This window comes from Streptomyces sp. NEAU-W12 (assembly GCF_026242095.1).
In the GTDB taxonomy this organism is placed as follows: Bacteria; Actinomycetota; Actinomycetes; order Streptomycetales; family Streptomycetaceae; genus Streptomyces.
In genome coordinates this window covers 57,312-81,807 of record NZ_JAPJDM010000017.1, presented here as the reverse complement: position 1 = coordinate 81,807, position 24,496 = coordinate 57,312, and the positions used below count along the sequence as shown (strand labels likewise).

21 protein-coding genes and 2 pseudogenes are annotated in these 24,496 nt (G+C 71.4%); 8 read left to right on the top strand and 15 right to left on the bottom strand.

Translation table 11 applies throughout. The features are described 5' to 3' along the window. Positions 1-22 precede the first annotated feature (22 nt). The 3 genes from betT to ORI94_RS21885 form a co-directional block, all read right to left on the bottom strand. Positions 23-2,146 carry a choline BCCT transporter BetT gene (betT, locus tag ORI94_RS21895; protein WP_323056077.1) on the bottom strand — a complete coding sequence of 708 codons (2,124 nt, stop codon included), beginning with the start codon at positions 2,144-2,146 and terminating at the stop codon, positions 23-25. A 231-nt stretch (positions 2,147-2,377) separates the two neighbouring features. Then, positions 2,378-3,946: a GMC family oxidoreductase gene (locus ORI94_RS21890; protein ID WP_266078297.1), complete on the bottom strand. Its 1,569-nt coding sequence runs from the start codon at positions 3,944-3,946 to the stop codon at positions 2,378-2,380. A 79-nt stretch (positions 3,947-4,025) separates the two neighbouring features. After that, positions 4,026-5,492 carry an aldehyde dehydrogenase family protein gene (locus ORI94_RS21885; protein WP_266078295.1) on the bottom strand — a complete coding sequence of 489 codons (1,467 nt, stop codon included), beginning with the start codon at positions 5,490-5,492 and terminating at the stop codon, positions 4,026-4,028. Positions 5,493-5,889: 397 nt separating this feature from the next. On the opposite strand from ORI94_RS21885, the gene ORI94_RS21880 reads away from it, so the two are divergent. The 3 genes from ORI94_RS21880 to ORI94_RS21870 all read left to right on the top strand — a co-directional run bounded on the left by ORI94_RS21880 (position 5,890) and on the right by ORI94_RS21870 (position 7,288). Then, positions 5,890-6,618 carry a TNT domain-containing protein gene (locus ORI94_RS21880; RefSeq protein WP_416237865.1) on the top strand — a complete coding sequence of 243 codons (729 nt, stop codon included), beginning with the start codon at positions 5,890-5,892 and terminating at the stop codon, positions 6,616-6,618. Between the two features lie 13 nt (positions 6,619-6,631). Next, positions 6,632-6,883, top strand: a complete 252-nt coding sequence (locus ORI94_RS21875) for a hypothetical protein (protein WP_266078293.1) — start codon at positions 6,632-6,634, stop codon at positions 6,881-6,883. A 231-nt stretch (positions 6,884-7,114) separates the two neighbouring features. Then, complete coding sequence (locus ORI94_RS21870) at positions 7,115-7,288, top strand: hypothetical protein (RefSeq protein WP_266078291.1); 174 nt, start codon at positions 7,115-7,117, stop codon at positions 7,286-7,288. A 498-nt stretch (positions 7,289-7,786) separates the two neighbouring features. On the opposite strand, the gene ORI94_RS21865 is transcribed toward ORI94_RS21870, so the two are convergent. The 6 genes from ORI94_RS21865 to ORI94_RS21840 all read right to left on the bottom strand — a co-directional run bounded on the left by ORI94_RS21865 (position 7,787) and on the right by ORI94_RS21840 (position 12,549). Then, positions 7,787-8,275 carry a single-stranded DNA-binding protein gene (locus ORI94_RS21865; RefSeq protein WP_266078289.1) on the bottom strand — a complete coding sequence of 163 codons (489 nt, stop codon included), beginning with the start codon at positions 8,273-8,275 and terminating at the stop codon, positions 7,787-7,789. Between the two features lie 11 nt (positions 8,276-8,286). Then, on the bottom strand, positions 8,287-9,159 hold the full coding sequence (locus tag ORI94_RS21860) for a hypothetical protein (protein ID WP_266078287.1): 873 nt from the start codon (positions 9,157-9,159) through the stop codon (positions 8,287-8,289). Next, on the bottom strand, positions 9,159-9,671 hold the full coding sequence (locus tag ORI94_RS21855; RefSeq protein ID WP_062191906.1) for a hypothetical protein: 513 nt from the start codon (positions 9,669-9,671) through the stop codon (positions 9,159-9,161). The genes ORI94_RS21860 and ORI94_RS21855 overlap by 1 nt, the downstream gene beginning before the upstream one ends. Beyond that, complete coding sequence (locus tag ORI94_RS21850; RefSeq protein ID WP_266078285.1) at positions 9,668-10,588, bottom strand: ATP-binding protein; 921 nt, start codon at positions 10,586-10,588, stop codon at positions 9,668-9,670. The genes ORI94_RS21855 and ORI94_RS21850 overlap by 4 nt, the downstream gene beginning before the upstream one ends. A 253-nt stretch (positions 10,589-10,841) precedes the next feature. Continuing rightward, positions 10,842-11,924 carry a Holliday junction branch migration DNA helicase RuvB gene (gene ruvB / locus ORI94_RS21845; RefSeq protein ID WP_266078283.1) on the bottom strand — a complete coding sequence of 361 codons (1,083 nt, stop codon included), beginning with the start codon at positions 11,922-11,924 and terminating at the stop codon, positions 10,842-10,844. Positions 11,925-11,952: 28 nt separating this feature from the next. Next, complete coding sequence (locus tag ORI94_RS21840; protein WP_266078281.1) at positions 11,953-12,549, bottom strand: crossover junction endodeoxyribonuclease RuvC; 597 nt, start codon at positions 12,547-12,549, stop codon at positions 11,953-11,955. Positions 12,550-13,093: 544 nt separating this feature from the next. Between ORI94_RS21840 and ORI94_RS21835 the strand changes: the two genes are divergently transcribed. Continuing rightward, on the top strand, positions 13,094-14,062 hold the full coding sequence (locus ORI94_RS21835; protein WP_266078279.1) for a DUF4232 domain-containing protein: 969 nt from the start codon (positions 13,094-13,096) through the stop codon (positions 14,060-14,062). 310 nt (positions 14,063-14,372) lie between these two features. Here the strand turns inward: ORI94_RS21835 and ORI94_RS21830 are convergent, their stop codons facing one another. From ORI94_RS21830 to ORI94_RS21815, 4 genes are all read right to left on the bottom strand, one after another. Beyond that, on the bottom strand, positions 14,373-15,764 hold the full coding sequence (locus ORI94_RS21830) for a GH1 family beta-glucosidase (protein WP_266078277.1): 1,392 nt from the start codon (positions 15,762-15,764) through the stop codon (positions 14,373-14,375). Then, positions 15,761-16,600, bottom strand: coding sequence for a carbohydrate ABC transporter permease (locus ORI94_RS21825; protein ID WP_266078479.1), 840 nt, complete (start codon positions 16,598-16,600; stop codon positions 15,761-15,763). The genes ORI94_RS21830 and ORI94_RS21825 overlap by 4 nt, the downstream gene beginning before the upstream one ends. Before the next feature lie 79 nt (positions 16,601-16,679). Then, positions 16,680-17,669 carry a carbohydrate ABC transporter permease gene (locus ORI94_RS21820; protein ID WP_266078477.1) on the bottom strand — a complete coding sequence of 330 codons (990 nt, stop codon included), beginning with the start codon at positions 17,667-17,669 and terminating at the stop codon, positions 16,680-16,682. A 14-nt stretch (positions 17,670-17,683) separates the two neighbouring features. Continuing rightward, on the bottom strand, positions 17,684-19,000 hold the full coding sequence (locus ORI94_RS21815) for an ABC transporter substrate-binding protein (protein ID WP_266078276.1): 1,317 nt from the start codon (positions 18,998-19,000) through the stop codon (positions 17,684-17,686). A gap of 333 nt (positions 19,001-19,333) precedes the next feature. Between ORI94_RS21815 and ORI94_RS21810 the strand changes: the two genes are divergently transcribed. Next, on the top strand, positions 19,334-21,196 hold the full coding sequence (locus ORI94_RS21810; protein WP_266078275.1) for a coagulation factor 5/8 type domain-containing protein: 1,863 nt from the start codon (positions 19,334-19,336) through the stop codon (positions 21,194-21,196). Between the two features lie 148 nt (positions 21,197-21,344). On the opposite strand, the pseudogene fusA reads toward ORI94_RS21810, so the two are convergent. Next, positions 21,345-22,200 (bottom strand): annotated as a pseudogene (fusA, locus tag ORI94_RS21805) (elongation factor G); the annotation flags it as partial. 151 nt (positions 22,201-22,351) lie between these two features. On the opposite strand from fusA, the pseudogene ORI94_RS21800 reads away from it, so the two are divergent. Continuing rightward, a pseudogene (locus ORI94_RS21800) lies at positions 22,352-22,690 on the top strand (transposase family protein); the annotation flags it as partial. A gap of 106 nt (positions 22,691-22,796) precedes the next feature. Here ORI94_RS21800 and ORI94_RS21795 read toward each other — a convergent pair. After that, positions 22,797-23,246 (bottom strand): ATP-binding protein, encoded by a 450-nt coding sequence (locus ORI94_RS21795; protein WP_266078273.1) that lies wholly within the window; start codon positions 23,244-23,246, stop codon positions 22,797-22,799. Between the two features lie 174 nt (positions 23,247-23,420). Here ORI94_RS21795 and ORI94_RS21790 point away from each other — a divergent pair, with 174 nt between their 5' ends. Together ORI94_RS21790 and ORI94_RS21785 are read left to right on the top strand one after the other, a co-directional pair. Then, on the top strand, positions 23,421-24,281 hold the full coding sequence (locus ORI94_RS21790; RefSeq protein ID WP_266078271.1) for a helix-turn-helix domain-containing protein: 861 nt from the start codon (positions 23,421-23,423) through the stop codon (positions 24,279-24,281). Continuing rightward, on the top strand, positions 24,278-24,493 hold the full coding sequence (locus ORI94_RS21785; RefSeq protein ID WP_266078269.1) for a DUF397 domain-containing protein: 216 nt from the start codon (positions 24,278-24,280) through the stop codon (positions 24,491-24,493). Before ORI94_RS21790 ends, ORI94_RS21785 begins: the two co-directional genes overlap by 4 nt. Positions 24,494-24,496 lie beyond the last annotated feature (3 nt).

The following is a 24,496-nucleotide window of genomic DNA, read 5'->3' as shown; positions in this document are numbered from 1 at the left end:
CGTGCCGGCCTTGTACGGGGGCCTACTCCGGCAGGTGTGCCTCCGGCGCGTCCGGGCGGTGGTCGGGGAAGGCCGACCCGGCCGCCGCCTCGTGGTGCAGTCGCAGGAACTCCAGGTGCCGCTCGTACTGGTCGAGGCTGTCGGCGATGAGCTGTTCCTTGGTGTAGCCCATCACGTCGTAGCCCTGGTTGCCCTCGGCGAGCTGGACCTCGAAGCGTACGTAGGTGTCGTGGGTGCTGACCGACTTGGTGGCGAACGCGGGCGTCGGCAGCTCCACGGGCCAGATCCGGTAGACGAATTCGTCGCTCGGGCCGCTCGGTACCCGGAGGCCGACGTGCGTCAGGCCGTTGTCCTCGTCGACCCCTTCCAGGAGTTCCGCTTCCACCCCTTGTTCCCGCAGTTCCTGGACGACCTCCTGGAAGGCGGGGCGGCCCACCTCGTCGACGAACCTGGTGGCCGCCCGCCGGCCGGGGAAGGCCATCACCCGCGCCAGCCGGTGCCGCCAGTTGCGCGCCCCCGGCGGGCCCTGCAGCGTGGTACGGCTGGAGAACGACGCCGGCAGTGTGGTGATCAGCGCCTCCGCCCGCATCCGTTCGGTGCGCAGTGCCAGATAGAGCCCCGCCATGATCAGGAACATGACGAAGGAGAAGGGCAGTCCCATGATGATGGTGGCGTCGGTGAGCGCCTGCACACCCCCCACGAGGAGCATGGCGAGGGTCAGCAGCCCTGTCGCCACCGCCCAGAAGATGCGCAGCCACGGGGCCGCGTCGGTCACCGGGGTGGGCAGGTCGGAGCTGAGGTTGCCCATGACCAGGGCCCCGGAGTCCGCGGAGGTGACGTACAGCAGCAGACCGACGAACGTGGCGAGGCCGACGCTGAACAGGGCGCCCGGGTACTGGTCCAGCAGGCCGTAGAAGCCCTGCTCGGGGGCGTTCATGGCCGTTTCGCCGAACTCGGCGTTCCCGTCGCGCACCAGGAACAGGGCGCTGTTGCCGAAGACCGCGAGGAAGAGGCCGGTGAAGAGGAACGGGATGACCAGCGTCGCCGCGACGAACTGGCGCAGGGTGCGGCCCCGGGAGATGCGTGCCAGGAACAACCCGACGAACGGCGCCCAGGCGATCCACCAGGCCCAGAAGAAGAGCGTCCACGCGTCCAGCCACTCGGTGGGCTGGTCGTAGGCGAAGGTGTTCAGGGTCATCGACGGGAAGCTGCTGACGTAGTCCCCGACGTTCTGGACGAGGGAGTTGAGCAGCCGGAACGGTTCGCCCACGACCAGGATGAAGAGCATGAGCAGGACGGCCAGCAGGACGTTGAGCTGCGACAGCCGGCGGATGCCCTTGTCCACACCGGCCACCGCGGACACCGTGGCCATCACCACCGCCACCGCGATCAGGCCGATCTGCGCGGGAAGTCCCTCCGGCACGCCGAAGAGGACCTTCAGTCCGTAGTTCAGCTGCACCACGCCGATGCCGAGCGACACGGAGATGCCGAACACGGTGCCGAGGATGGCCGCCAGGTCGACGGCGTCACCGATCCGTCCGTGGATCCGGCGGCCGATGATCGGGTAGAGCGCGGAGCGGATCGCGAGCGGCAGCCGGTACCGGAAGGCGAAGTAGCCCAGTGCCATGCCCATCAGCGCGTACATGGCCCAGCCGGTGATGCCGTAGTGGAACAGGGTCCACACCACGGCCTGCCGGGCGGCCTCGACCGTCTCCGGGTCGCCCTCCGGTGGCGCGAGGTAGTGGCTGACGGGTCCGGCGACCGAGAAGAACATCAGGTCGATGCCGATGCCCGCCGCGAACAGCATCGCCGCCCAGGCGAAGAGACCGTAGTCGGGCTTGTAGTGCTTGGGCCCCAGCTTGACCGTGCCGTACTTGGAGACGCCGATGAAGACGACGAACGCCAGGTACAGGGTCGCGGCGAGGAAGTAGTACCAGCCGAACCACGAGGAGATCTTGTCGACCGCCACCCCGATGACCGATTCCGCGCCGGAGGGCGTGATGATCGCCCAGATCGAGACCGCGAGGATCAGCACGGCCGCCCCGAAGAAGACCACGGGTTTGAGCGTGCCCGCCCCCGCCGTCGCGGCTTCCACCGCCGGTTCTTCCGGTGCTGCTCCGACGCCCTTGTCTCCTGTGGTCGACACGGCCGTTTTCCTCCTTGGTCGAGGGTCAGGACATCGACTCGCGGCCGGCGGCGGCCGGCGCGGCGGCGCGCGCGGAGCGCGGGAGACCTCTCGCCGGTGTCCGGACTCGCCGTGGTACGGGTGGTACGGGTGGTACGGGGGTGTCCTGGTGGTTCCGTGTCCCCGACCGGCACCGGTGAAACATGGTGGCCTCGCTCTCCGGTCCCGGGACCCGGACGGCTGCGGTCCGGGTCACCGCCCCGTCCCCCCGGCGGGCCCCGGGCGACCGGTGAGCAGGTCGGCGGCCCGTTCGGCGGCCAGCAGGACGGTCACCATGGGGTTGATGGTGGGCATCGTCGGAAACACCGACGCGTCGACGATGCGCACGCCCTCGACGCCGCGCAGCCTCAACTCGGGGTCGCAGACGGCCGTCGGGTCGTCCGCGGCGCCCATGCGGCAGGTGCCCGCCGGGTGGTAGACGGTGTGCGCCGCGCGGCGCCCGTACTCCGACAGGTCGGCGTCGGAGGTGACGTCGGGGCCGGGCGCGACCTCGCGGACGAGCCAGTTGCTCAGGGGCTCGGTCGCCGCGATCTCGCGGGCGATCTTCAGCCCCTCCACGATGGTGTGTTCGTCGTGGCCCTCGGGATCGGTGAAGTACCGGAAGTCCAGGGCGGGATGGTCGGTCGGGTTGGCGCTGCGCAGCCACATGCGGCCGGTGGAGCGGGCTCGTGGCACGTTCGGCGTCATGCACACCCCGTGGTCCGGGACGGGGTAGCCAAGGCGTTCGGTGTTGACGGTGAACGGCACCTGGTAGAAGTGGAACATCAGGTCCGGGCGCGGCTGGCCGGCCTCCAGGCGCAGGAACAGACCGGCGTCGGAGTCCATCGCGGAGTTGGGCGGCAGGGCGCCGTCGGTCTCCCAGACGATCACGGACTCGGGGTGGTCCAGCAGGTTCTCCCCCACGCCGGGCAGGTCGGCCCGTACCTTGATGCCCAGGCGGCGCAGGTCGTCGGCCGGGCCGATGCCGGACAGCATCAGCAGCCGCGGGGTGTCGATGGCGCCGGCGCACAGCAGGAGTTCACGCTCCGCGCGCACGGTGGCGGGCTCGCCGTCGGCACCGCGGACGGCGACGCGGGTCGGCCTCCCCGACTCGTCGTCGAGCAGCCGGTGGGCCCAGGTCTCCAGGAGGAGGGTGAGGTTGGGGCGGTCCAGGACGGGGTGGAGGTAGGCGACGGAAGCGGAGGAGCGCAGGTTGCCCTCCGGCTCGTAGGCCAGGGAGAAGAAGCCGGTGCCGTCGGCGAAGGGTTCGGCGTTGAAGTCGTCGACGACGGGGACTCCGGTGGCCCGGGAGGCGGCGGTGACGAAGTCCTTGGCGATGGGGTTGCGGTCGGCCTCGGCCACCGGGACGATCTTGGTGAGCAGGCGGTCGCGGTAGGGGAGGATCGTCGCCGGGTCCCAGCCGGTGCAGCCGTGGGCCACCCAGTCGTCGAGGTCCTGCGGCAGCGGCAGGAAGCTGATCAGCGTGTTGTGGGAGGAGCAGCCGCCCAGGACGCGGGCGCGTGAGTGCAGGATGTGGGAGTTGCCGCGCGGCTGCTCGACGGTGGTGTAGCCGTAGTCGAACTCCGAGCCGAGCAGGTCGATCCAGTTGCGCAGGCGCAGGATGCGGTCGTCGCCGACGTCGCTGGGGCCGCCCTCGATGACACAGACGCGGCAGTCGGGGTCCTCGCTCAGGCGGGCGGCGAGCACACAGCCGGCGGTGCCGCCGCCGACGATGACGTAGTCGTAGGCGGACTCGGCGCCGTGCGGGGTGGTGGGGGCCATGGGATGCCTTTCTTCGGCAGCCGTCGGGAGCGGGCGGCGGGCTGCGAGCGATGAGCTGCGGGCGGTGTGCCGCGCCTGGTCATCCCTTGAACCAGCCGGAGGGTGCGGGGGCCAGGTTCTGGTAGATGTGCTGGGCCTCCTGGTATTCGCGCAACCCGGTGGGGCCCAGCTCGCGTCCCACGCCGGAGCGGCCGAAGCCGCCCCACTCGGCCTGCGGCACGTAGGGGTGGAAGTCGTTGATCCACACGGTGCCGTGCCGCAGCCGCCGGGCGACGCGCTGGGCGCGGCTCGCGTCGGAGGTCCACAGGCCGCCGGCCAGGCCGTAGCGGGTGTCGTTGGCCAGTTCCACCGCCTCGTCCTCGGTGCGGAAGCGCTCGACCGTGACGACCGGTCCGAAGATCTCCTCCTGGACGATGCCCATGGACCGGTCGCAGTCGGCGAAGACGGTCGGCAGGAGGAAGAAGCCACTGCTCAGCGCCGGGTCGTCGGGGCGGGTGCCGCCGGTGACGAGTCGTGCGCCCTCCTTGCGGGCGGCGGCGATGTGGCGTTCGACCTTCTCCCGGTGCTCGGCGGAGCTGAGGGGGCCGCTCTCGGTGCCCTCCTCCATGCCGTTGCCGAGGCGGATCGCCCGGGCGCGCCGGGCGAGGGCGTCCACGAACCGGTCGTGCAGGGAGTCCTGGACCAGCAGCCGTGAGCCGGCGGAGCAGACCTGCCCGGAGTGCAGGAAGGCGGCGTCCAGCGCGTAGTCCACGGCGGCGGCGAAGTCGGCGTCCTCGAAGACGATGTTGGGGTTCTTGCCGCCCAGTTCCAGGGCGATGTTCTTCGGCCCCCGGGCGGCGGCGGCCATGATGGCGCGTCCCGTGGCCAGGCCGCCGGTGAAGGACACCAGGTCGACCTCGGGATGGTCCGTCAGGGCGGCGCCGACGGTCGCCCCGGAGCCGAGCACCAGGTTGGCGACGCCGGGAGGCGCGCCGGCCTCCTCGATCAGCCGGATCATGGCGATCGTGGTGAGCGGCGTCGTCTCGCTGGGCTTGAGGACGAAGGTGTTGCCGGCGGCCAGCGCCGGCGCGACCTTCCACGAGGCCTGCAGCAGCGGGTAGTTCCAGGGGGCGATGAGCGCGCACACCCCGACGGGCTGGTAGACGACGCGGCTGAGGACGTCCGGGCCGACGTCCACGACCCGGCCTCCGTCCTTGCCCGCGAGTTCGGCGAAGTAGCGGAAGGCGTTCGCCACGTCCTCCACGTCGATGCGGGCCTCGGTCAGTGTCTTGCCGGTGTCGAGGGTCTCGGTGCGGGCGATCTCGTCCCTGTCGCGCAGCAGCAGGTCGTGGACGCGCAGCAGGAGGTCGGCGCGGTGGCGGGTGGGGGCGTTCGCCCACTCCCCCTGGTCGAAGGCGCGCCGGGCGGCGCGCACCGCGCGGTCCACGTCGGTGGCGTCCGCCTCGTCGACGGTGGTGACGACGGAGGCGTCGTACGGGTTGACCACCTCCCGCTGCCCGCCGGCCGCGGCCTGTGTCCACTCGCCGTCGATGTACAGCTCGCCCACCGCGGGGCCTCCTTCGCGTCCGGCCGGTGCCGACCGGTATGCCGGTCGGCGACACGGCCCATCGTGCGGTCGGCGGCCGCAGGCCGCACCTCCACGCTCGCGACCGGGTGGTCCGGGTGATCCTTCTCCGTGTCTCCGTGTCTCCGTGTCTTCTTGTCTCCGAGTCTCCTTGTCTCCGGTCACGCGGGCGCGTGTCCTTGCCGCCGCACGGTCGTTGGTCTTCACGTCGAAGCGGCCGGGACGGCCACCTCCTGACGGTGGAAGCCGGGCCATGGCCGACGCCGGAGGGCATCGGCCCCGGCATGCGCCACCGTCGCTGTTCACCTTCCCCAGCGCGCCCCGGTAGGTGGCCTCGTACGAGCCGGGGCGCCCCGACGAACACCGGAGTACGAGAGACGTGAAGAACCGCTCACGCGCCGCCCTGTCCGCGCTGTCCCTGGCCTTCGCAGCCGCACTGCCCCCGGCGACCGCGACCGCGTCCACCCCCGCACCGCCCACGCCCCCGGTGGCCGAGGAGTACCAGTGGACGGAGCAAGCGGCACCGCGTCCGGTGTCGCGTCCGGTCCCGTGCACCGGCGCGTACCGGGGCGATGCCCGGCTGGGTCCGAAGACCCTGCCCCGCCCCTGGGAGGCCCCGGTGGGACCGCTGCTGAAGGACTACCGGCGCACCGGTGACCTCTCCCCCGACGCGTTCCTGGCGACGTACTGGAAGGAGGAGGACCCTGAGGGGCCGGCGGGATGGAAGTACCCGCCCAACGACGGGTTCGCCGAGGTCAACGGGCAGCTCGACAAGCACGTGGAGGTCCTGGAGCCGGGTGAGGACCTGGACCGCTTCGGCTCCGAGTACGGTTCCTACCTCGCCCCCGCCGGCGACCCCTACGCCAAGCGGGCACTGCCGCCGCAGAACCTCAACACCCGTGAGGCTGCCCACCCGTGCGACTACCACCGCTACACCGTCACGCGGCCCTTCGCCGTCTGGCAGGGCGGAATCGCCCCCTGGTTCGAACAGCCCGGCGGTGGACAGCAGATCAAGCTCGACCCCGCGCTGCTCACCCCGGGCGACGGCGAGCGTCTGAACGTCAGATGGCTCCTGGACAACGGCTACCTCGTTCACGCGACGGGCTGACCCGGGCCTGCCGGTGAACCGCGGCACCCTGCACACCGTCCTGCGCGCCCTGGGCGTGCGGGACGGCCACTACTACATCGAGGGCGTGCACGAGCCCTCTCCCCTGCCGACCGACTTCCTCTACCTGCGCCGTTCCCGCACGGCCCCGGGCATGTGGGAGACCGGCGCCTACGAACGGGGCACCTGGGAGATCGTCGCCCGGCACACGCGGGAGGAATCGGCCTGCACGCACCTCCTGCGCCTGCTGACCGGAAGCGGCTGCTGACCGGCCCGGAACTCCGTCCTGGGGCGGAAGCCCCGTAGGGCGTCCATCCGTGCGACGTGCCCGACGCGTCGCGCATCGTCCGGCACCGGTCCGCCCGCGTGGCCGCTCACGAGCCCCCGTTGTCTCCTGTGACGGCCCGTTCGTTCCGCGGGTTCCCGGCGTCATCGGATCCCGGTGCGTCCCGGGTCGGAGATACGGCTTCCGGCCCCGGTCGCCCCATAGCCTCGGACCATGACCGAAGAGGCCGAGACCGCTCTGAAGAACTACGACTGGATGGTCCGTCACCGGGGGCTGGAGCACGTGGAGCTGGACTGGGGCTCCCGCACTCTGGTGTGGGGCGGCGGGGGCTCCGACCTCGAAGACCTGTGCAGGCCGGGCTCCACGCCCGCGACCGACGCCGACTGACGCGCGGAACCACAGACCGGTCGTTCCTCCTCGTGGTCGAAGATCGGTGGTCGACTCCGGGGCTCCGCTCGTGATCCCCGTCTCCCGCTGTACCGAGAAGGCACCCGGCCGCGGTGAACGGCACAGCGGGTCGGCACCCGTTCGGCCGGGGCTTTGACGTGCGTGACGAAGCCGGCCGTGCGGCCCCTGCGGATTGCGGGTTCCTCCGGCGTGGCGGCGACCGTCTCCGGTGCCGTCTCGTCCTGCGTGCCGGATGCCTCGTCGAGGACGGTGGACTCCAGACCTGGGGACGCGCCGGGTCTCGCCGCGGGCCGTCCCGTTCCCGTCGTCCGGCCATCTCGAGGCGGTGTGCCGGCGGTCGGGGGCGGGGCCGGGACGGTGTACCGGCGGCCGGGGCAGGTCGGGCCGACGGCCGCTGCCGGGGTGCGGCTCTCGAGCCGGGTCGGCCCGCAGGGCGGGAGGGCGTTCATGACGGTCGCCCTGCACTTCTCGGCCGGTTCAGAAGGGGAACGTGGGGCTGTTGTGGTCGTGGGAGGCGCTCCTGTCCCCGTCGGACGCCCCCTGCTGGTCGTTCGACGCGGGCGGAGCGGTGTCGAAGAGGGTGCCGCCGGGTCCGCCCGCGCTCGGGATCCTGCTGACCGTCGCGTCGGCGTAGCGCAGGGAGGGGCCGATCTCCAGGGCCTCCAGTTCGATGACGGTCCGCTTCTCGCCTTCCCTGGTCTCGTAGGTCCGCTGGTGCAGCCGCCCCTGGACGATGACGCGGGTGCCGCGGGTCAGGGACCGGGTGACGTGTTCCGCCGTCTTCCGCCAGGCCGAACAGCGCAGGAACAGCGTGTCGGCGTCCCTCCACTCGTTGCTCTGCCGGTCGAAGGTGCGGGGCGTGGAGGCGACGGTGAAGTGTGCGACCGCCTCGCCGGACGGGGTGCTGCGGATCTCGGGGTCGTCGGTCAGGTTGCCGACGACGGTGACGACGGTCTCGCCGACCATGAGAGGTACTCCTAACGCGTGTACGGGCTGGAGGAGTGGGTGGTCCGACCACCACACCGGTGCTTCGGGGTGTCCTCGGGTTCGCCGTCCGGTGCGCTTCCCCCTCGTTCGGCGGGCCCCGCCGTGACGAGTCTCGAAGCGTGAGCCGGGGCGTTGCTCAGCGGGACACCGAGCCGGGGGACGGTGCAGGGACGGCCGGCGGCGGCCCGGCACCAGGGGCAGGGCACGCGCAGGGCGTGGACACGGAGGTCGTCCCTCGACCGGCCCGCGGGAGCGGGGGACGGCGGGACCGGGACGGCGGGTGCCCGCCTGACGCGCTGCCCCGAGGCGATCGCGGTCACGATCGCGAGGAGTTCCGCGCGATAGCGGTGCGGGTCGTCCGGGTCGGCGTCCGGGAGCGGCAGCGGGTCGCGGGCGAGCCGCTCCTCCCGGAGCTCGCGCACCTCGGCGCGGATGTCGGCGGCGTCGAAGCGGGGCTGTCTGCGGCCCAGCCGGATCACGGCCTCCCGCGTATCGGCGACGTCCAGGTCGGCGAGCAGGAGGTGCCAGGCGTCCGTCGTGGTCTCCTCCAGATGCATCGACGGGCACATCGCCGCGACCAGTGCGGCGAGCCCGGCGGTCTCGGCCGGCGTCATCCGTTCCTCCCTTCCGCGGGGGCGCTCCCCGGGTGGCCCCGGTGCTCCACTTCCCGCCCCGTCCGCCGATTGCGGGTACAGGTACAGGACGGTGCCGCAGGCACAGCGCAGCCGCCCGTCGTCCCCGAGGCTCCAGCGGCCGCAGCCGAGGTGGGCGGCCCGCGAGATCAGGAACCACAGGGTGGCGGTCGAGTCCCTGGCGGAGCACGCCGTGGTGGTGGCCGTGGAGCGCGCCATGACGGTGGTCATCACGTCTCGCCCCCGTCGAGGGCGAGCAGTCCGCGCAGGTCGATCTCGCCGGTGCGCCAGGCCCGGGCGACCCGTTCCGTTCCGCCGGGCACGGGCCGGAGGCTGAACGAACGCGGTTCGGGGGCCGGCGCCACCGTCAGTCCCGGGACCACCTCGCCGGTGCGCGGGTCGGCGACCGGGCCGGAGCAGGCGAGCCGGGCGAAGAACTCCCGCTGCCAGGCGGAGCGCACCCGGACCAGGGTCTCCACCTCGCCGGGGTGGTTCGCGGCCGTCCAGGCGGTGAAGGCGTCCTCGTCGGCGACCACGACCGTCGGCTGGGGGTCGATGAGCGTGAGGGTGGCGATCGGGGTGTCGTCCGGCATGGTCACCCGCATCGACTTGAGGGCGAGTTCGGCGCGCGCCGCGCGCAGTCCGTCGAGGACCGCGCGGCGCTCGGCCCGGTACTCGGCCTCCACCGCGTCGCGCAGCACCCTGAGTACGACGACCCGGGTGGCGTGGTCCCGGAGGTTCACGCGGCCTCACCCTTTTGCTCGGTCTCTTTCCCGGTGTCCTTCTTGGCCGCGGTGCCGCGGCGCACGATGAGCTCGCCCAGCGTGGTCGATCCCCCGGCGGGGTCCAGGACGGCGGAGGCGAGCAGGTTGTGCCGGCGCACCTCCTCGTAGAGACCGCGGAGTTCCTCGTAGGCGGCGTGCGGGGCGGTGGCGGCCGTGAGGTAGTCGGACGCGCTCGGGGTGGGCTTGCCCGCGTTGAGCCATTCCAGGACGGCTTCGGCGAACTTCTCGTCCGGCTTGCGGATGACGCGTCCGGAGAGCGGCTTCGCCCGGGACTTGGAGATCACCAGGGTGTTCTCGTGGTCGAGGTCGCCGACGATGTCGAACTCGTACTCGATGCCGTCCCGTTGCTCGGGCTTGAGCCCGACCTTGCGCGGCACCTTGCGTCCGCGGTCGTCCGCCTCCACGACGTACTCGGTCTTGGTGCGCATGGTGGCGACGATGTGGCCGGGATAGGCGAGCAGGGCTTCGATCATCGCCCGCTCCAGGGGGCGGGCTTCCCGCCAGCCGGCGAAGGTGTTGCCTCCCGCGACGCGTTTCGCGGCGTTGTCGACCTGCTCCAGCATTCCGCCCGAACCGGACCAGAAGTGGGTGAGCGAGTCGACGATCACGACGTCGTAGCCCTCGTGGGCGGCCACCGCGAGCGCCTCGACGAGCGCGGGCGGCTCGAACGTCGTGAGCGGGAGGACGTCGAAGGTGAACTCGTCGGCGTACTTGGAAGCGCTGCCGTGCTCGGTGTCGATCAGGGCGATCCGGTCGCCGATCCCGGCGCCGAGGACGAGCGCGGTGTAGGTCTTGCCCGAGCCGGTGGGCCCGGTGAGCGCGATGCGGGCCTTGGCCTGTTCCTTGGTGGCGGGGGTGAAAGTGAAGCTGTTCACGCCGTTCTCCTCTGGCGCATGCTCCGGCGGTCCGGGGTGGGCTTGGGGAGGGACGGGAAGCGGTCCTCTTCCGGCAAGACGTGCACCCACACGGCCGAAGCCTCAGTTCGAATGCTAGTTCGAAATTGCGTGGAACCCCACGCTAGACATCGAGCGAGGGAAAAATCAACACCTTTCTCCGGAAAATCGCCAATACTCCATATGTCCGCATCGAGGAGCGGTCCGAGGGCGCCGCGCCGGCGGTACGGCCGGGTCAACCGCGGCGCACATCCGGCGGGAACCGGTCCCGCCCGTCGACGGGACCGCCCTGCCGCGCCGGCACGAGACCGAGGTGCTCCCACGCGGCGGGCATGGCGACCCGGCCGCGCGGGGTACGGGCGAGCAGCCCCTCCCGTACGAGGAAGGGTTCGGCGACCTCCTCCACGGTCTCCCGTTCCTCCCCCACCGCGACGGCGAGCGTGGACAGGCCGACGGGGCCGCCGCCGAACAGCTTGAGCAGGGCCTCCAGCACCGCCCGGTCGAGCCGGTCGAGGCCGCGGGCGTCGACCTCGTAGACCGCGAGGGCCGCCCCGGCGGTCTCCCTGGTGATCCGCCCGTCGGCCTTGACCTGCGCGTAGTCGCGCACGCGGCGCAGCAGGCGGTTGGCGATGCGGGGCGTGCCGCGCGACCGGCCGGCGATCTCGGCGGCGCCGTCGGGGGTCGCCTCCAGCTCCAGCAGCCGGGCGGAGCGGTGGACGACCCGCTCCAGCTCGGTGGGCTCGTAGAACTCCATGTGCGCGGTGAAGCCGAAGCGGTCACGCAGCGGGGGCGGCAGCAGGCCCGCCCGTACGGTGGCGCCGACCAGGGTGAAGGGCGGCAGCTCGAGGGGGATGGCGGTGGCGCCGGGGCCCTTGCCGACGATGACGTCGACACGGAAGTCCTCCATCGCCATGTAGAGCATCTCCTCGGCGGGCCGGGACATGCGGTGGATCTCGTCGAGGAAGAGGACCTCGCCCTCCTGGAGGGAGGACAGGATCGCGGCGAGGTCGCCGGCGTGCTGGATGGCCGGTCCCGAGGTGATGCGGAGGGGGGCTTCCATCTCGGCCGCGATGATCATGGAGAGGGTGGTCTTGCCGAGGCCGGGGGCGCCGGAGAGCAGCACGTGGTCGGCGGTGGCACCGCGCCCGCGCGCGGCGCGCAGCACGAGGTCGAGCTGCTCACGGACCTTCTCCTGGCCGATGAACTCGTCCAGGTCCTTGGGCCGCAGGGCGACCTCGACGGCCCGCTCCTCCCCGTCGGCGACAGATCCCACCAACCGCTCGACGAGGGCGGCGGTTTCGGCTTCGTCCGAGGGCATGCGGTCCACTCCTCTCGGCGTGTGCGGTTCAACCGGGCGTGCGCGGTTCGGCGTGCGCGGAAGCGGAAGGGGCGGCGGAAGCGGAAGGGGCGGCGGTGTGCACCTGCTGCCGGCGGTTCAGGGCCGGGGCGCGCCGGATGTGGCAGATGGCGAGCGCCAGGGCGTCGGCGGCGCCGGCCGGCCCGAGCGGGGAGTCGAGCCGCAGGAGCCGGGTGACCGTCTCACCGACCTGGGTCCGGCCGGCGACTCCGCTGCCGGTGACGGCGGCCTTCACCTCGCTGGAGGTGTGCCAGGCGACGGGCAGGCCACGCCGGGCCGCGCACAGGATCGCGACCGCGCTCACCTGCGCGGTACCCATCACGGCGCGCACGCCGTACCGGCTGGACCCCCGCTCCACGGCGACGGCTCCGGGCCGGTACTCGTCCAGCCACCGCTCGATACCGCGCTCGATGAGGAGGAGGCGGTGACCGGTGTCCGCGTCCGCCGGGGTGCGAAGGACACCGGCGGCCGTCACCGCGAACGGCCGTCCGGGGGCACCGTCGACCACTCCGAGGCCGCACCGGGTCAGCCCCGGGTCCACGCCGAGCACCCGTACGGCGTTTTCCTCGGGAGTCGAAGTCTTCATGATCGAACCAAGCCTGTGCATCGGGTCGCGTCGACACCGGTCGGGCGGAGAGCCCGCCCCGCGGATGCGGGACGGACGGGCCCTCCGGGCACATCGGGAAGTCCTCCTCGGGCCCCGGCCGGCGAGGGGCGGTTCCCCCGGGTGTCCGGCAGGCCCTGAACTTCACCGTAACTCGAACAGGTGTACGACGCGAGGTCGCGGCCGCCGTGAACCGCACGACGCTCGCGCGTCGCCCGCCGCGCCGGGTGCGCCGGGTGCGTCGTCAACAGGACCGGCACCATCGCCGACGGCACGGCGTCCGTGCCGTCGGCGATGGTGCCCGCCCCTGATCCCGGCGTCCGTCCACCCGCGCCACGTCACCGCCCGCGCGCCCCGCACAGCCGGCACCGCCCCTCCCGCCGGCGGAGCCACGGGGCGTCGAGGAGTGGCAGCGTGGACCGGGCCGCTTCTCCCCGCCGTCTCCCACTCACTTGTGACACCCCTGTGACCGTAACTGTGATCTTCCTCGCACGCGCGGGGGCTCACACCTTGATGGGATGAGCCGATGCGCAGACCCGCCGGCCTCCGCCCGCCTCCCGCCGCGACCGCCCTCCCCTTCCTGTCGGCCCTCGCCGCGACCGCCCTGCTGCTCACGGGCTGCGGGACGGAGCGCGCGGGTGCCGGGGGCGGCGGCACCGACGCGGTCGCGTCGCAGGACGGCACACGGATCGACGGTCCGGGCAAGGACGGCGTACGGATCACCTCGCTGACCCTCCCGTCGGCCTCCCCCTCGCCCACCCGCAGTCACTCGGTCTCCGCCGACAGGCTCACCACGGGCTCGGACTCGGGGGTCTTCGCCGCCTACGAGGTCACCAACGAGGGCGCCGAGACCCTGACCTACTCGGTCGTCTTCACCTTCAGGGGCGGTGACGGCGGGGCCGTGACCAACCGGACCGAGACCGTGCGCGACGTCGGCCCCGGACGGACCGTGCGGGGTACGGTCCGGGCCGGGGAACTGCCGCCCACCGCGCCGCGGGTGACCCAGGTCGAGGTGCTCGAGGTGACCAGGGTCCCCGCGGGCGAGGCGCCGGCCGAGCCGGGCGCGTGCCCCGCCTCCGGGATCCGGGTCAGCGCCGACGAGGGCAACGCGGCGATGGGACTGCGCGTCGTGAGCCTGCGGCTCGACAACTGCGGCACGCACGCCTATGGCGTCGAGGGCTATCCGCTGCTGGAACTCCTGGACGGCGACTTCGAGCCCGTCGACGGTGTCGAGATCCTCGACGGCAGCGGTGAGATCACCACTGCTGCCGGCCCCGACGAACAGCCCCGGTCCGTCACGCTCGAGCCCGGCGAGTCGGCGACCGCCGGCCTGGTCTGGCGCAACACCACCGGGTTCGGTACGGCCGTGAACGTGCCCTACGTGCGGGTCAGGGCGAAGGAGGGTGCCGCCCCGGTGACGGTGACCCCGCACCTCGACCTCGGAACCACGGGAAAGCTCGGGGTCAGGCCTTGGGAAAAGGCGGAACTCCAGTAGCGCTTCGTCACGTCGGGTGGTCTTTCCCGTGGGTGGGCACCTTCCTGGTGCGAAGCCGGGGAGGTGGAACGACTCCGGGGTGAGGTGGCGCAGTGCGCTGCCGGTGTGTTCGCCTCGGTGCCGCGGCGGGATCAACGTCGGTGGAGCGGGTGTTGTCTGCGGGGGCTGATGCCGGACGGCCGGCGCAGGCAGGTCCGGCCGACGGCCGGGCAGCTGCCGGACGGGGACATGCAGGCCCTTGCAGCAGTTCGTGAACCAGTGCCGGAGGCACTGGCCCCGGCCCGGCCCCTGCTCCACGCCGAAGCGGCCCTTACGCGGCCCGCCGGGCCTCTCCCCCGTGCCCTCGGATGATGTCCGCGTACCGGTGGCCGGAACCCTTGATGGTGCGGGTCTGGGTGGCGTAGTCGACGTGGACGAGGCCGAAGCGCTTGCCGTAGCCGTAGGCCCACTCGAAGTTGTCCAGCAGGGACCAGGCGAAGTAGCCGGCGAGCGGGGCGCCCCTGCGGGCGGCGGAGGCGCAGGCGGCGAGGTGCCGCTCCAGGTAGTCCTGGCGTTCGGGGTCGTCGATCGTGCCGTCGGGGCGGACCACGTCCGGGAAGGCGGAGCCGTTCTCGGTGACGTAGAGCTTGCGGGCGCCGTACTCGTTCGTCAGGCGCAGGAGCAGTGTCTCGATGCCGCCGGCGTCGATCTCCCAGTCCATGCCGGTGCGCGGGACGCCGGCGCGGCGTACGAACGCGGCGTGCGGGGCGGGGCCGTTCGGGTCGGCGGCCACCGCCTGGGGGAAGTAGTAGTTGAGGCCGAGCCAGTCGAGCGGGGCGGCGATGGTCTCCAGGTCGCCTGATCGCTCGGGGAGTTCGACGCCGTAGACCTCGCGCATGTCGTCCGGGAAGCCGCGGCCGTGGACGGGGTCGAGCCACCAGCGGTTGGTGTGGCCGTCCATGCGGGTGGCGGCGGCCAGGTCCTCGGGACTGCCGGTGGCCGCGTGGATCGTGGAGAGGTTGTTGACGATGCCCACCTGGGCGTCGGGGGCGGCGGCGCGGATGGCCCGGGCCGCGAGGCCGTGGCCGAGGAGCAGGTGGTAGGAGGCGCGGACGGCTGCCGTGAGGTCGGTCAGGCCGGGCGCCATCGTGCCTTCCAGGTGGCCGATCCAGGCCGAGCACAACGGCTCGTTGAGGGTCGCCCAGTGGTGCACCCGGTCGCCGAGGCGTTCGGCGACCACCGAGGCGTACGCGGCGAAGTGCTCGGCGGTGTCGCGCTCCGGCCAGCCGCCGCGGTCCTGGAGGACCTGGGGCAGGTCCCAGTGGTAGAGGGTGAGTGACGGGGTGATGCCCGCCTCGAGCAGGCCGTCGGTCAACCGGTCGTAGAAGTCGAGGCCCTTGGCGTTGACCGGGCCGTCGCCGCCGGGGACGATCCGGGGCCAGGCGAGGGACAGGCGGTAGGCGTTGGTGCCGAGGCGGCGCATCAGGCCGATGTCCTCGCGCCAGCGGTGGTAGTGGTCGCAGGCGAGGTCGCCGTGGTCGCCGTTGTCGGTACGGCCCGGGGTGTGCGAGAAGGTGTCCCAGATCGACGGTGAGCGGCCGTCCTCCGCCACGGCTCCCTCGATCTGGTACGCCGAGGTGGCCGTGCCCCACAGGAAGTCGTCGGGGAGGGCGGCGTAGTCGATGGTCACGGAAGTCCCTTCGTGGGGGGTGGAGCCGGTCATTTGACGGCTCCTGCCGTCAGGCCGGCGACGAGGTAGCGCTGCAGCAGCAGGAAGCCGGCGACCACGGGGACGCTCACCACGAGCGAGGCCGCCATGATCTGGTTCCAGTACACGTCGTTGAGGGTGGAGTAGCCCTGGAGTCCGACGGCGAGGGTGCGGGTGGTGTCGTTGGTCATCACCGACGCGAAGAGCACTTCGCCCCAGGCCGTCATGAAGGCGTAGACGGCGACCGCGACGATGCCGGGGACCGCGGCCGGCACGACGACCCGGAAGAGCGCGCCGAGCGGGCCGCAGCCGTCGACCAGCGCGGCCTCGTCGAGGTCGCGGGGCACCGAGTCGAAGTACCCGATGAGCATCCAGACGGAGAACGGGAGGGAGAACGTCAGGTACGTCAGGATCAGGCCGCCGCGCGAGCCGAACAGGGCGATGCCCGTGGCGTTGCCGATGTTGACGTAGATGAGGAAGAGCGGGAGGAGGAAGAGGATGCCGGGGAACATCTGCGTCGACAGCACGGTCACGGTGAAGACCCGCTTGCCGCGGAAGTCGTAGCGGCTCACCGCGTAGGCGGAGAAGACCGCGATCACCACCGAGCAGACGGTCGCCGCGCCCGCCACGATCAGCGAGTTCACGAAGTACCGGGCGAGCGGGACCGTGGACCAGATGTCGATGTAGGGGCGCACGGTCAGCTCGCTCGGCAGCCAGCGGAACTCACCGGTGACGTCCGCGAGCGGCTTCAGCGAGCTGGAGACCATGACGTACACCGGGACCGTCACGAAGCCGGTGAGCAGGGTGAGGAAGATCCGCCTCGACCAGAGGAACGAGCGGGGCGGGGCCATGGGCGACACCGGGGAGGCCGGGGGCCTGGAGGCCGCGGAGGCCGCCGGAGACACCCGGGTCCGGGTCTTCGTCGGTGGACTAGCCATGTGACGGCCTCCGTCGGCGCGAGGTGAGGACGAGGTACACGCCCGTCACGACGAGCAGGAAGAGCAGGAGCAGGACGGACATCGCGGAGCCGGTGCCGAAGTTCCAGGTGACGAAGGACGCCTGGTAGATGTGGACCGAGACGAGGTCCGCGGCCTCGGGGGCGGCCTTGCCGAACAGGACGAACGGCGTGTTGAAGTCGTTGAACGTCCACAGGAACAGGACCAGGACCAGGACCTGGTTGACCGGACGCAGCGACGGCAGGGTGATGCGGCGGACCTGCTGGATCATCCCGGCGCCGTCGAGGGCGGCGGCCTCGTACAGCTCGCGGGGGATGTTCTGCAGGCCGGCCATGACGATGAGGAAGGCGAACGGCCAGCCCTTCCACACGGAGACGGTCAGCAGCGCGAAGAAGCTGTTGTCGCCGATGAGCCAGAAGGACGGCTTGTCGGTGAGGCCGAGCTGGTCGTGCAGGACGTGGTTCACCAGCCCGTTGTCGTGCTGGAACATGAACACCCAGGTGATGACGGCGGCGTAGACCGGCAGCGCGTACGGCACCAGGAACAGGGCGCGGAGCAGGCCGCGTCCGCGGAAGGTGTCCTGCAGGTAGATCGCGGCGGCGGTGCCGAGGAGCCAGCACAGGCCGACCGACAGCACGGTGAAGGCGACGGTGACGAAGAAGGAGTGGAGCAGGGCCGCGCCGACGGGGGCGTCGAAGTCCACCGACACCTTGTAGTTGTCGAGGGCGGCCCACGGGGCGGCGCCCCAGTCGCGGAGGGAGAACTGGGTGAGTTCCTTGAAGCTCATCACGATGCCGATCACCATCGGCACCAGGTGGACCAGGAGTTCGAGGAGCAGCGCGGGCAGGAGGAGCAGGTACGGCAGTCCGATGCGGCGGACCCGCCCGGGGCGGCGGGGGCCGCGCGCCGCACCGGGGGAACCCTTCCGCGCGGCGGCCTGTGCTGCGGGGACGGTGGCGGTCATGGCGGTGTCGGGACTCACTTCTCGGGCATCTGCTGCTGGGCCTTGGTGAGGGCGGCCTCGACCGAGCCGGTGGTCACCTCGCGGCCGCCGGCGGCCTCGGCGAACAGGTCCTTGATCGCCGTTCCGACGGCGGTCTCGAACTGGGACTCGTCGGGGACCTGCGGGAGGGGTACGGCGCTCTCGGCGAGGGTGTCCTTCAGGACGGCGTCGGCCGGGGAGTCGAAGGCGGCGTCGTCCTGGGCGGCCTTGACCGGCGGGATGGAGCTGTAGGCCGTGTTGAGGATCCTCTGCTCGGCGTCGCTGGTCATGAACTTCACGAACTCGGTGGCGCCGTCGATGTTGTCGCTGTTCCTGAAGACGGCGAGGTTGATGCCGGCGACCATCGAGTTGACCTGTGTGCCGGCGCCCGGGGTGCCGGACTGCACGGGCACGGGGGCGATGCCGTAGTCGTCCTCGCTCATGCCCTGGGACGTGAGGTTGGCGGACGCGGACTGCCACAGCAGCATCGCCGTCCTGCCCTTGGCGAAGTCGCTGACGGACTGGTTCTGGGCGTACTCGGCGTTGCCCGGGGCGATGATCCTGTCCTTGGCCATGAGGTCGACGTACTGCTTGACCGCGGTGACCACGCCGTCGTTGGTGAAGTCGGGCGTGCCGTCGGCGGTGAAGAAGTCGGCGCCGTGCTGCTTGGCGAGGACGAAGGCGTGGTGGACGTTCTCGGAGGGGTTCGAACCCTCCATGGCGATCCCCCACTTGCCGTCCCCGGAGACCTTCTTGCCGGCGGCGACCAGTTCGTCCCAGGTGGCGGGGGGCTCGTCGACACCGGCGTCGGCGAGCATCTGCTTGTTGTAGTAGAGGGCGTACGCCATCGAGTACAGCGGGACCGCGGCCGGGTCCTGGCCCTCGGCGCCGGTGGAGCCCAGCGCGGAGTCGACGAAGCGGTCCCTGCCGCCGATCTTCTCGAAGTTCTTCGCGTCCCACGGCAGCAGCGCGCCGGTCGCCTGGAGCGAGGCGGACCAGGTGTTGCCGATGTTGAGCACGTCCGGTCCCTGACCGGACGTGGTGGCGGTGAGGATCCGGTTCAGCAGGTCGGACCAGGGCACGACCTCCAGGGTGACCTTGATGCCGGTCCGCTTCTCGAACTTGTCCAGTTCGGGCTGGAGCACCTTCTTGTCGATCTCGACACCGGCCCCCTGGTTGGAGGCCCAGTAGGTGAGTTTCCCGGGCGAGTCGTCGGATCCGCCGCCCGTGGTGGATCCGCCGCCGCAGGCCGTGGCGGTGAGTACGAGAGACAGGATGACGGCGCCGGTGGCCGCGGCTCGGATGCTGCGCATGGCTCCTGATGTGCCTTTCCGCGAGGGCAGGGGGCGAGGGGTCAGGGGAGGTGCGAGGGGCGCGGGTGTGTGCGGGGATGCGGGGATGCGGGGATGCGGGGATGCGAAGGGAGGGTGCGGGGGGGCATGCGGGGAGGACGGAGGGGAGGCCACTCATGGCTTAATTTAGGACGTGAGTTAAACCCTCGGAAGGAACGCCGTCAAGGGTTTGGACGGAGTCGCCCAACTCTCGCCGCACCCCTTGACTCGTCTGTTCCACGGATGAACCATCAGCGGCGAGAGAGCGCTCCCACCTCCCCCACACCGTTCACTTCCTGAACCAGGAGAGCCCCCATGACCTCCGACTCCCCCTCCGCCCAGCCCCCCGCCGACGACCCCCGGACCGCCCTCCGCCCCCGGACCGACCTCCGCCGCCGGGCCGTCCTCGGAGCCGCAGCCGCCGCACCCGTACTGGCCGCACTGACCACCACCACGGCCTCCGCCGCACCGGCCGCCCCCTCCGCGCAGGCCGTCCCTGCCGCCGAGACGAAGCGCGGGAGGCGGCGCCGACTGCGGGCCGGCGGCGATCTCGGCCCGAACGTGATCGTCTTCGACCCGTCGACGCCGGGCATCCAGGCAAAGCTGGACGAGGTGTTCGCCCGGCAGGAGTCGGACCAGTTCGGCCCGGGGCGCTACCAGTTCTTCTTCAAGCCGGGCACCTACCACGGGCTCAACGCCCAACTGGGCTTCTACACCTCGGTCTCGGGCCTCGGCCTCTCCCCCGACGACACCACCATCCACGGCGACGTGACGGTCGACGCCGGCTGGTTCGACGGCAACGCCACGCAGAACTTCTGGCGCTCGGCGGAGAACCTGGCCCTCGTCCCGGTCAACGGCACCAACCGCTGGGCGGTCGCCCAGGCAGCCCCGTTCCGCCGGATGCACATCCGCGGCGGCCTCAACCTGGCGCCGGCCGGCTACGGCTGGGCCAGCGGCGGCTACATCGCCGACAGCCGGATCGACGGCGAGGTCGGTCCGTACTCGCAGCAGCAGTGGTACACCCGGGACAGCTCGGTCGGCGGGTGGACCAACGCCGTGTGGAACATGGTGTTCTCGGGCGTCGAGGGCGCCCCCGCACAGAGCTTCCCGGAGCCGCCGTACACCACGCTCGACCGGACGCCGCTCTCCCGCGAGAAGCCGTTCCTGTACCTGGACGGCGCCGACTACCGCGTGTTCCTGCCCGCGCTGCGCCGCGACGCACGCGGTGTCACCTGGGGCCACGGCACTCCGCGCGGCACCTCCCTGCCCCTGGACCGCTTCTACGTGGCGAAGCCCGGCGACTCCGCCGCCACCCTCAACCAGGCACTCGCCCAGGGCCTCAACCTGCTGCTGACACCGGGCATCTACCACGTCGACCAGCCGGTCCGGGTCAACCGCCCGGGCACGGTCGTCCTCGGTCTCGGCTACGCCACCCTGATCCCCGACAACGGCGCCACCGCCCTCCGGGTCGCCGACGTCGACGGCGTGCGGCTGGCCGGCTTCCTCGTCGACGCCGGACCGGTCAACTCCCGCACCCTGGTGGAGATCGGCCCCAGAGGCGCCTCCCGCAACCACGCCGCCGACCCGATCACCGTCCAGGACGTGTTCATCCGGATCGGCGGCGCGGGCCCCGGCAAGGCGACCACCAGCATGGTGGTCAACGCCCGGCACACCATCGTCGACCACACCTGGGTCTGGCGCGCCGACCACGGCGAGGGCGTCGGCTGGGAGACCAACCGCTGCGACTACGGTGTCGTCGTCAACGGCCACGACGTCCTGGCGACCGGCCTGTTCGTGGAACACTTCAACAAGTACGACGTGCAGTGGAACGGCGAACGCGGGCGCACGGTCTTCTTCCAGAACGAGAAGGCGTACGACGCCCCCGACCAGGCCGCCATCCAGAACGGCTCGATCAAGGGCTACGCCGCGTACAAGGTCGGCGACCATGTCATCACCCACGAGGGCTGGGGCATGGGCAGTTACTGCTACTACAACGTCAACCCGACGATCGTGCAGCACCACGGCTTCGCCGCCCCGAACCGCCCGGGTGTCCGCTTCCACCACCTGCTGGTCGTGTCGCTCAGCGGCAACGGGCAGTACGAGTGCGTCATCAACGACACCGGCGCGCCGACGTCGGGCACGAACACCGTGCCGTCGAAGGTGGTCTCCTACCCCTGATCTCTGATCCCGGAGCCCTGACCCCGGACTCCGGCGTCCGCAATCTGTCCCGACCGGCGCCGGCGGCCGGGGCGGGCACCGGTGTGTCGCCGGTGGCGGGTCCTTCCGGGGTACGTGACCGGGAGGACCTGCCGTTCGCACGGGCCGGCTACCGCGCGGAAGCGGGCGACGGCTCCGCCGCCGTCGCCGGGGCGTAGCCGGTGGGGCGGGTGGTGAAGGTGCCCCGGCCCTGGGTGCGGCTGCGCAACCGGGTGGCGTGGCCGAACAGTTCGGCCAGCGGCACGGTGGCGGTGACCGTCGCGGTGACGGCCCTGCCGCCCGTCCGGGTGTCCGAACCGGTCCCCCTTCCGCGGCGGGCAGCCAGACCTCCGAGCACCCCGCCCACCGCGTCCTCGGGCACGGTGGCGGTGCCCTCGACCACCGGTTCCAGCAGCACCATCGCGCAGGCCCGCGGCGCACCGCAGGCCGAACCGGCCCGCGGTGCGGAACGCCGTCTCCGACGAGTCCTTCACATGGGTCGCCCCGTCGGTGAGCGTGACGCGCAGACCGGTCACCGGATGACCGCCCAACAGCCCCTCGGCCAGGGCGCCCCGGCAGCCGGCCTCGACCGCACGGACGTACTCCTGCGGCACGCGCCCGCCGACGACGACCGAGCGGAACCCGAACCCGGACCCGGGTCCGGACCTGGACCTGGACCTGGTGGAGTCCGGGGCGTCCAGCGGCTCGGCGTCGAGCACGACATGGGCGAAATGCCCCGCCCCGCCGTCCTGTTTGACGTGCCGGTACACGAACCTGGACACCCCGTGCCCGACGGTCTCCCGGTAACTGACCCGGGGACGTGCGACGTGGACGCCGAGCCCGTACTCACGCCGGATCTTATCCACCGCGACCTCCAGATGCAGTTCACCCATGCCGGACAGCACCGTCTGACCGGTCTCCCGGTCGGTCCGCGCCACCAGCGAGGGGTCCTCCTCGACGAGCCGCGCGAGGTCGGACGGGTGGCGGGCGCACCAGATGGTGATGGAGCACTTGGACCGCAGTGAGCCCTTTCCAATCTGACGGCGGCCTCGTCAAGGCGGACTGCTGTACCACGCGAAGAAGCTCCTGGTAGACGGGTTCACGACCAAGATCACCCGTGTCCGCCAGGAGCTTCGCGTGCTTGTTTACCCGTCGTCGATCGATCTGTCCAGCCACACCCTGCGCTATCTGACTGAACAACTACGCGCCCGGCAGAGCGAATTCGGAACACGGTGGCGACGGTTGCCAGCGGGCCGCCATGCCCTGCTCGCCCTGGCCCACTTGAGGTGCGGTGACACGTACGCCCAGCTCACGGCCGGGTTCCGCATGGGTGTCGCGACGGCCTACCACTACATACGCGAGGCCTTCGACGTCCTGACCGCTCTCACCCCGCCCCTGGCCGAAGCGATGAGGACCGTGCGGACGAAGGCGTTCGTGGTCCTGGACGGCACCCTGCTGCCGATCGACCGGATCGCCCACTTCGGCGAGAAGCCGCTTTCGCCGGAGACGGCCGACGAGCTGACGACCCTCGCGAGGGTGCTGCGGGAGTTCGCGCCGTGAAGTAGCGGCGCGGGGTTGCTCCTCACTGCGGGCACGCGATCTCGGCCCACACCGTCTTCGTGCAGGTGTCCCGCACCTCGCAACCCCAGCGTTCGGCGTACGCCGACACCAGGAGCAGCCCCCGTCCCGAGTCCGCGTCCAGTGAACGGGCCTCGGCGGCGGGGGCCGTCGGCGGCAGGTGTTCGGGCCGCACATCGGTCACCTCGACCCGGACGTGCCCGTGGAGCCGCAGCAGGGAAAGCCTGAAGCCCCGGCCGGGCAGCCGGCCGTGGGCGACGGCGTTGGCCGCCAGCTCCGCCGTGACGACGGCGACGGTGTGGGACACCTCGCTGTCGTACGGGACTTCCCAGGCCGCGAGCTGCTGCACGGCGAGACGGCGGGCGAGGCGCGCCCCGCGTCCGGTGGCGCTGAGGCGGACGGTGAACTGTGGGACTTGCGCGGGCGTCTCGGTCACTGCATCGATCGACTCCATATAGTGACCGTCTCGTCACGCAGGCGGTCCGGGCCAGGTCGGACGACCGTACCCAGTGGCACGGTACAGCCGTTGTACGAGTCGGTACGGCATCCGTACGGGTCCGGTGCCGGGACCCGACAGCGGTCGGGTCGTTGGGGACGGTACGGGACACTGCGGCGGTCAGGGGGCGCGATGGGCAAGGCGGGCGAACGCGAGTGCCGGACGACGGGCCGACGTGCACCAGGCAAGGAACATCCCGCGGTGTGGAGCGCCTACGGCAAGCTGGTCCGCCTCTTCCGCGAACGGGCGGGACTCACCCAGCAGGGCCTCGCGGAAGCCATCGACTACTCGCTGGAGCAGGTCGCCTCGGTCGAACAGGGCCGGCGCCCGGCCAAGTTCGCCTTCACTGAGGCGGCGGAGCGGGTGTTGGGGGCGGGTGGGGCGTTGCGGGTGCTCCAGGAGGACGTGGACCGTGCCAAGTTGCCGAGCTTCTTCCAGGACTTCGCCTCAATCGAAGTCGAGGCGGTGAGCCGTTTCTCGTTCGATCCGCTTCTGGTTCCTGGGCTCCTGCAGACCGAGTCATACGCCCGGGCTCTGTTCTCAGCGCACTGTCCGGCGCTGGAAGACGAGGTGATCGAATCCCACACGGAGGCTCGGCTGAACCGCCAGCAACTTCTGACGCGCTCCCCCATCGTCGAGCTGTCGTTCGTGATCGGGGAAACGGCGCTCACCAACCCCGTCGGAGGGGGCGAGGTGATGCGGGAGCAGCTCCGTCGGCTGGCAGCGCTGGCGGAACTGCGCAACGTGAGCCTCCAGATCATGCCAGCGGTCTACGGTTTTCATCCGGGTCTCAATGGCGGTTTCGTCGTGCTCGAGACGGCGGAGCACCGTCAGGTTGGTTACGTCGAGTCGCAGGAAGTGGGGTCCGTGGTGACCGATCCCGTCCAAGTCAGCGTCTTCAGCTTGCGGTATGGCAAGCTGCGCTCGCAGGCACTGAGCCCGGGAGAGTCTGCACGTTTGCTTGGGAGACTGGCAGGAGCGGCCGCAGCATGATCGTTGATCTGAACGCCGGCAACGGTGGAGCCGAACTCAGTTGGCGCAGGAGCAGCTACAGCGGATCAGGTGGCGGTGACTGCGTAGAGATCGCCATCGCGCCCGGCACCGTCCATGTCCGGGATTCGAAGGCGCAGGCGGGAGCCATGCTGGCCTTCCCACGGGAGCAATGGGCCGCGTTCACCTCCTACGCGGGTGAGATCACCGCCTGACGA

What these genes read in the sequence shown, in the direction of transcription:
- ORI94_RS21890 (WP_266078297.1), bottom strand. Translation starts at nt 3,946, where the DNA reads ATGGCCCCCACCACCCCGCACGGCGCCGAGTCCGCCTACGACTACGTC.
- ORI94_RS21870 (WP_266078291.1), top strand. Translation starts at nt 7,115, where the DNA reads ATGACCGAAGAGGCCGAGACCGCTCTGAAGAACTACGACTGGATGGTC.
- ORI94_RS21865 (WP_266078289.1), bottom strand. Translation starts at nt 8,275, where the DNA reads ATGGTCGGCGAGACCGTCGTCACCGTCGTCGGCAACCTGACCGACGAC.
- ORI94_RS21860 (WP_266078287.1), bottom strand. Translation starts at nt 9,159, where the DNA reads ATGACCACCGTCATGGCGCGCTCCACGGCCACCACCACGGCGTGCTCC.
- ruvB (WP_266078283.1), bottom strand. Translation starts at nt 11,924, where the DNA reads ATGCCCTCGGACGAAGCCGAAACCGCCGCCCTCGTCGAGCGGTTGGTG.
- ORI94_RS21840 (WP_266078281.1), bottom strand. Translation starts at nt 12,549, where the DNA reads ATGAAGACTTCGACTCCCGAGGAAAACGCCGTACGGGTGCTCGGCGTG.
- ORI94_RS21835 (WP_266078279.1), top strand. Translation starts at nt 13,094, where the DNA reads ATGCGCAGACCCGCCGGCCTCCGCCCGCCTCCCGCCGCGACCGCCCTC.
- ORI94_RS21830 (WP_266078277.1), bottom strand. Translation starts at nt 15,764, where the DNA reads ATGACCGGCTCCACCCCCCACGAAGGGACTTCCGTGACCATCGACTAC.
- ORI94_RS21825 (WP_266078479.1), bottom strand. Translation starts at nt 16,600, where the DNA reads ATGGCCCCGCCCCGCTCGTTCCTCTGGTCGAGGCGGATCTTCCTCACC.
- ORI94_RS21820 (WP_266078477.1), bottom strand. Translation starts at nt 17,669, where the DNA reads ATGACCGCCACCGTCCCCGCAGCACAGGCCGCCGCGCGGAAGGGTTCC.
- ORI94_RS21815 (WP_266078276.1), bottom strand. Translation starts at nt 19,000, where the DNA reads ATGCGCAGCATCCGAGCCGCGGCCACCGGCGCCGTCATCCTGTCTCTC.
- ORI94_RS21810 (WP_266078275.1), top strand. Translation starts at nt 19,334, where the DNA reads ATGACCTCCGACTCCCCCTCCGCCCAGCCCCCCGCCGACGACCCCCGG.
- ORI94_RS21795 (WP_266078273.1), bottom strand. Translation starts at nt 23,246, where the DNA reads ATGGAGTCGATCGATGCAGTGACCGAGACGCCCGCGCAAGTCCCACAG.
- ORI94_RS21790 (WP_266078271.1), top strand. Translation starts at nt 23,421, where the DNA reads ATGGGCAAGGCGGGCGAACGCGAGTGCCGGACGACGGGCCGACGTGCA.
- ORI94_RS21785 (WP_266078269.1), top strand. Translation starts at nt 24,278, where the DNA reads ATGATCGTTGATCTGAACGCCGGCAACGGTGGAGCCGAACTCAGTTGG.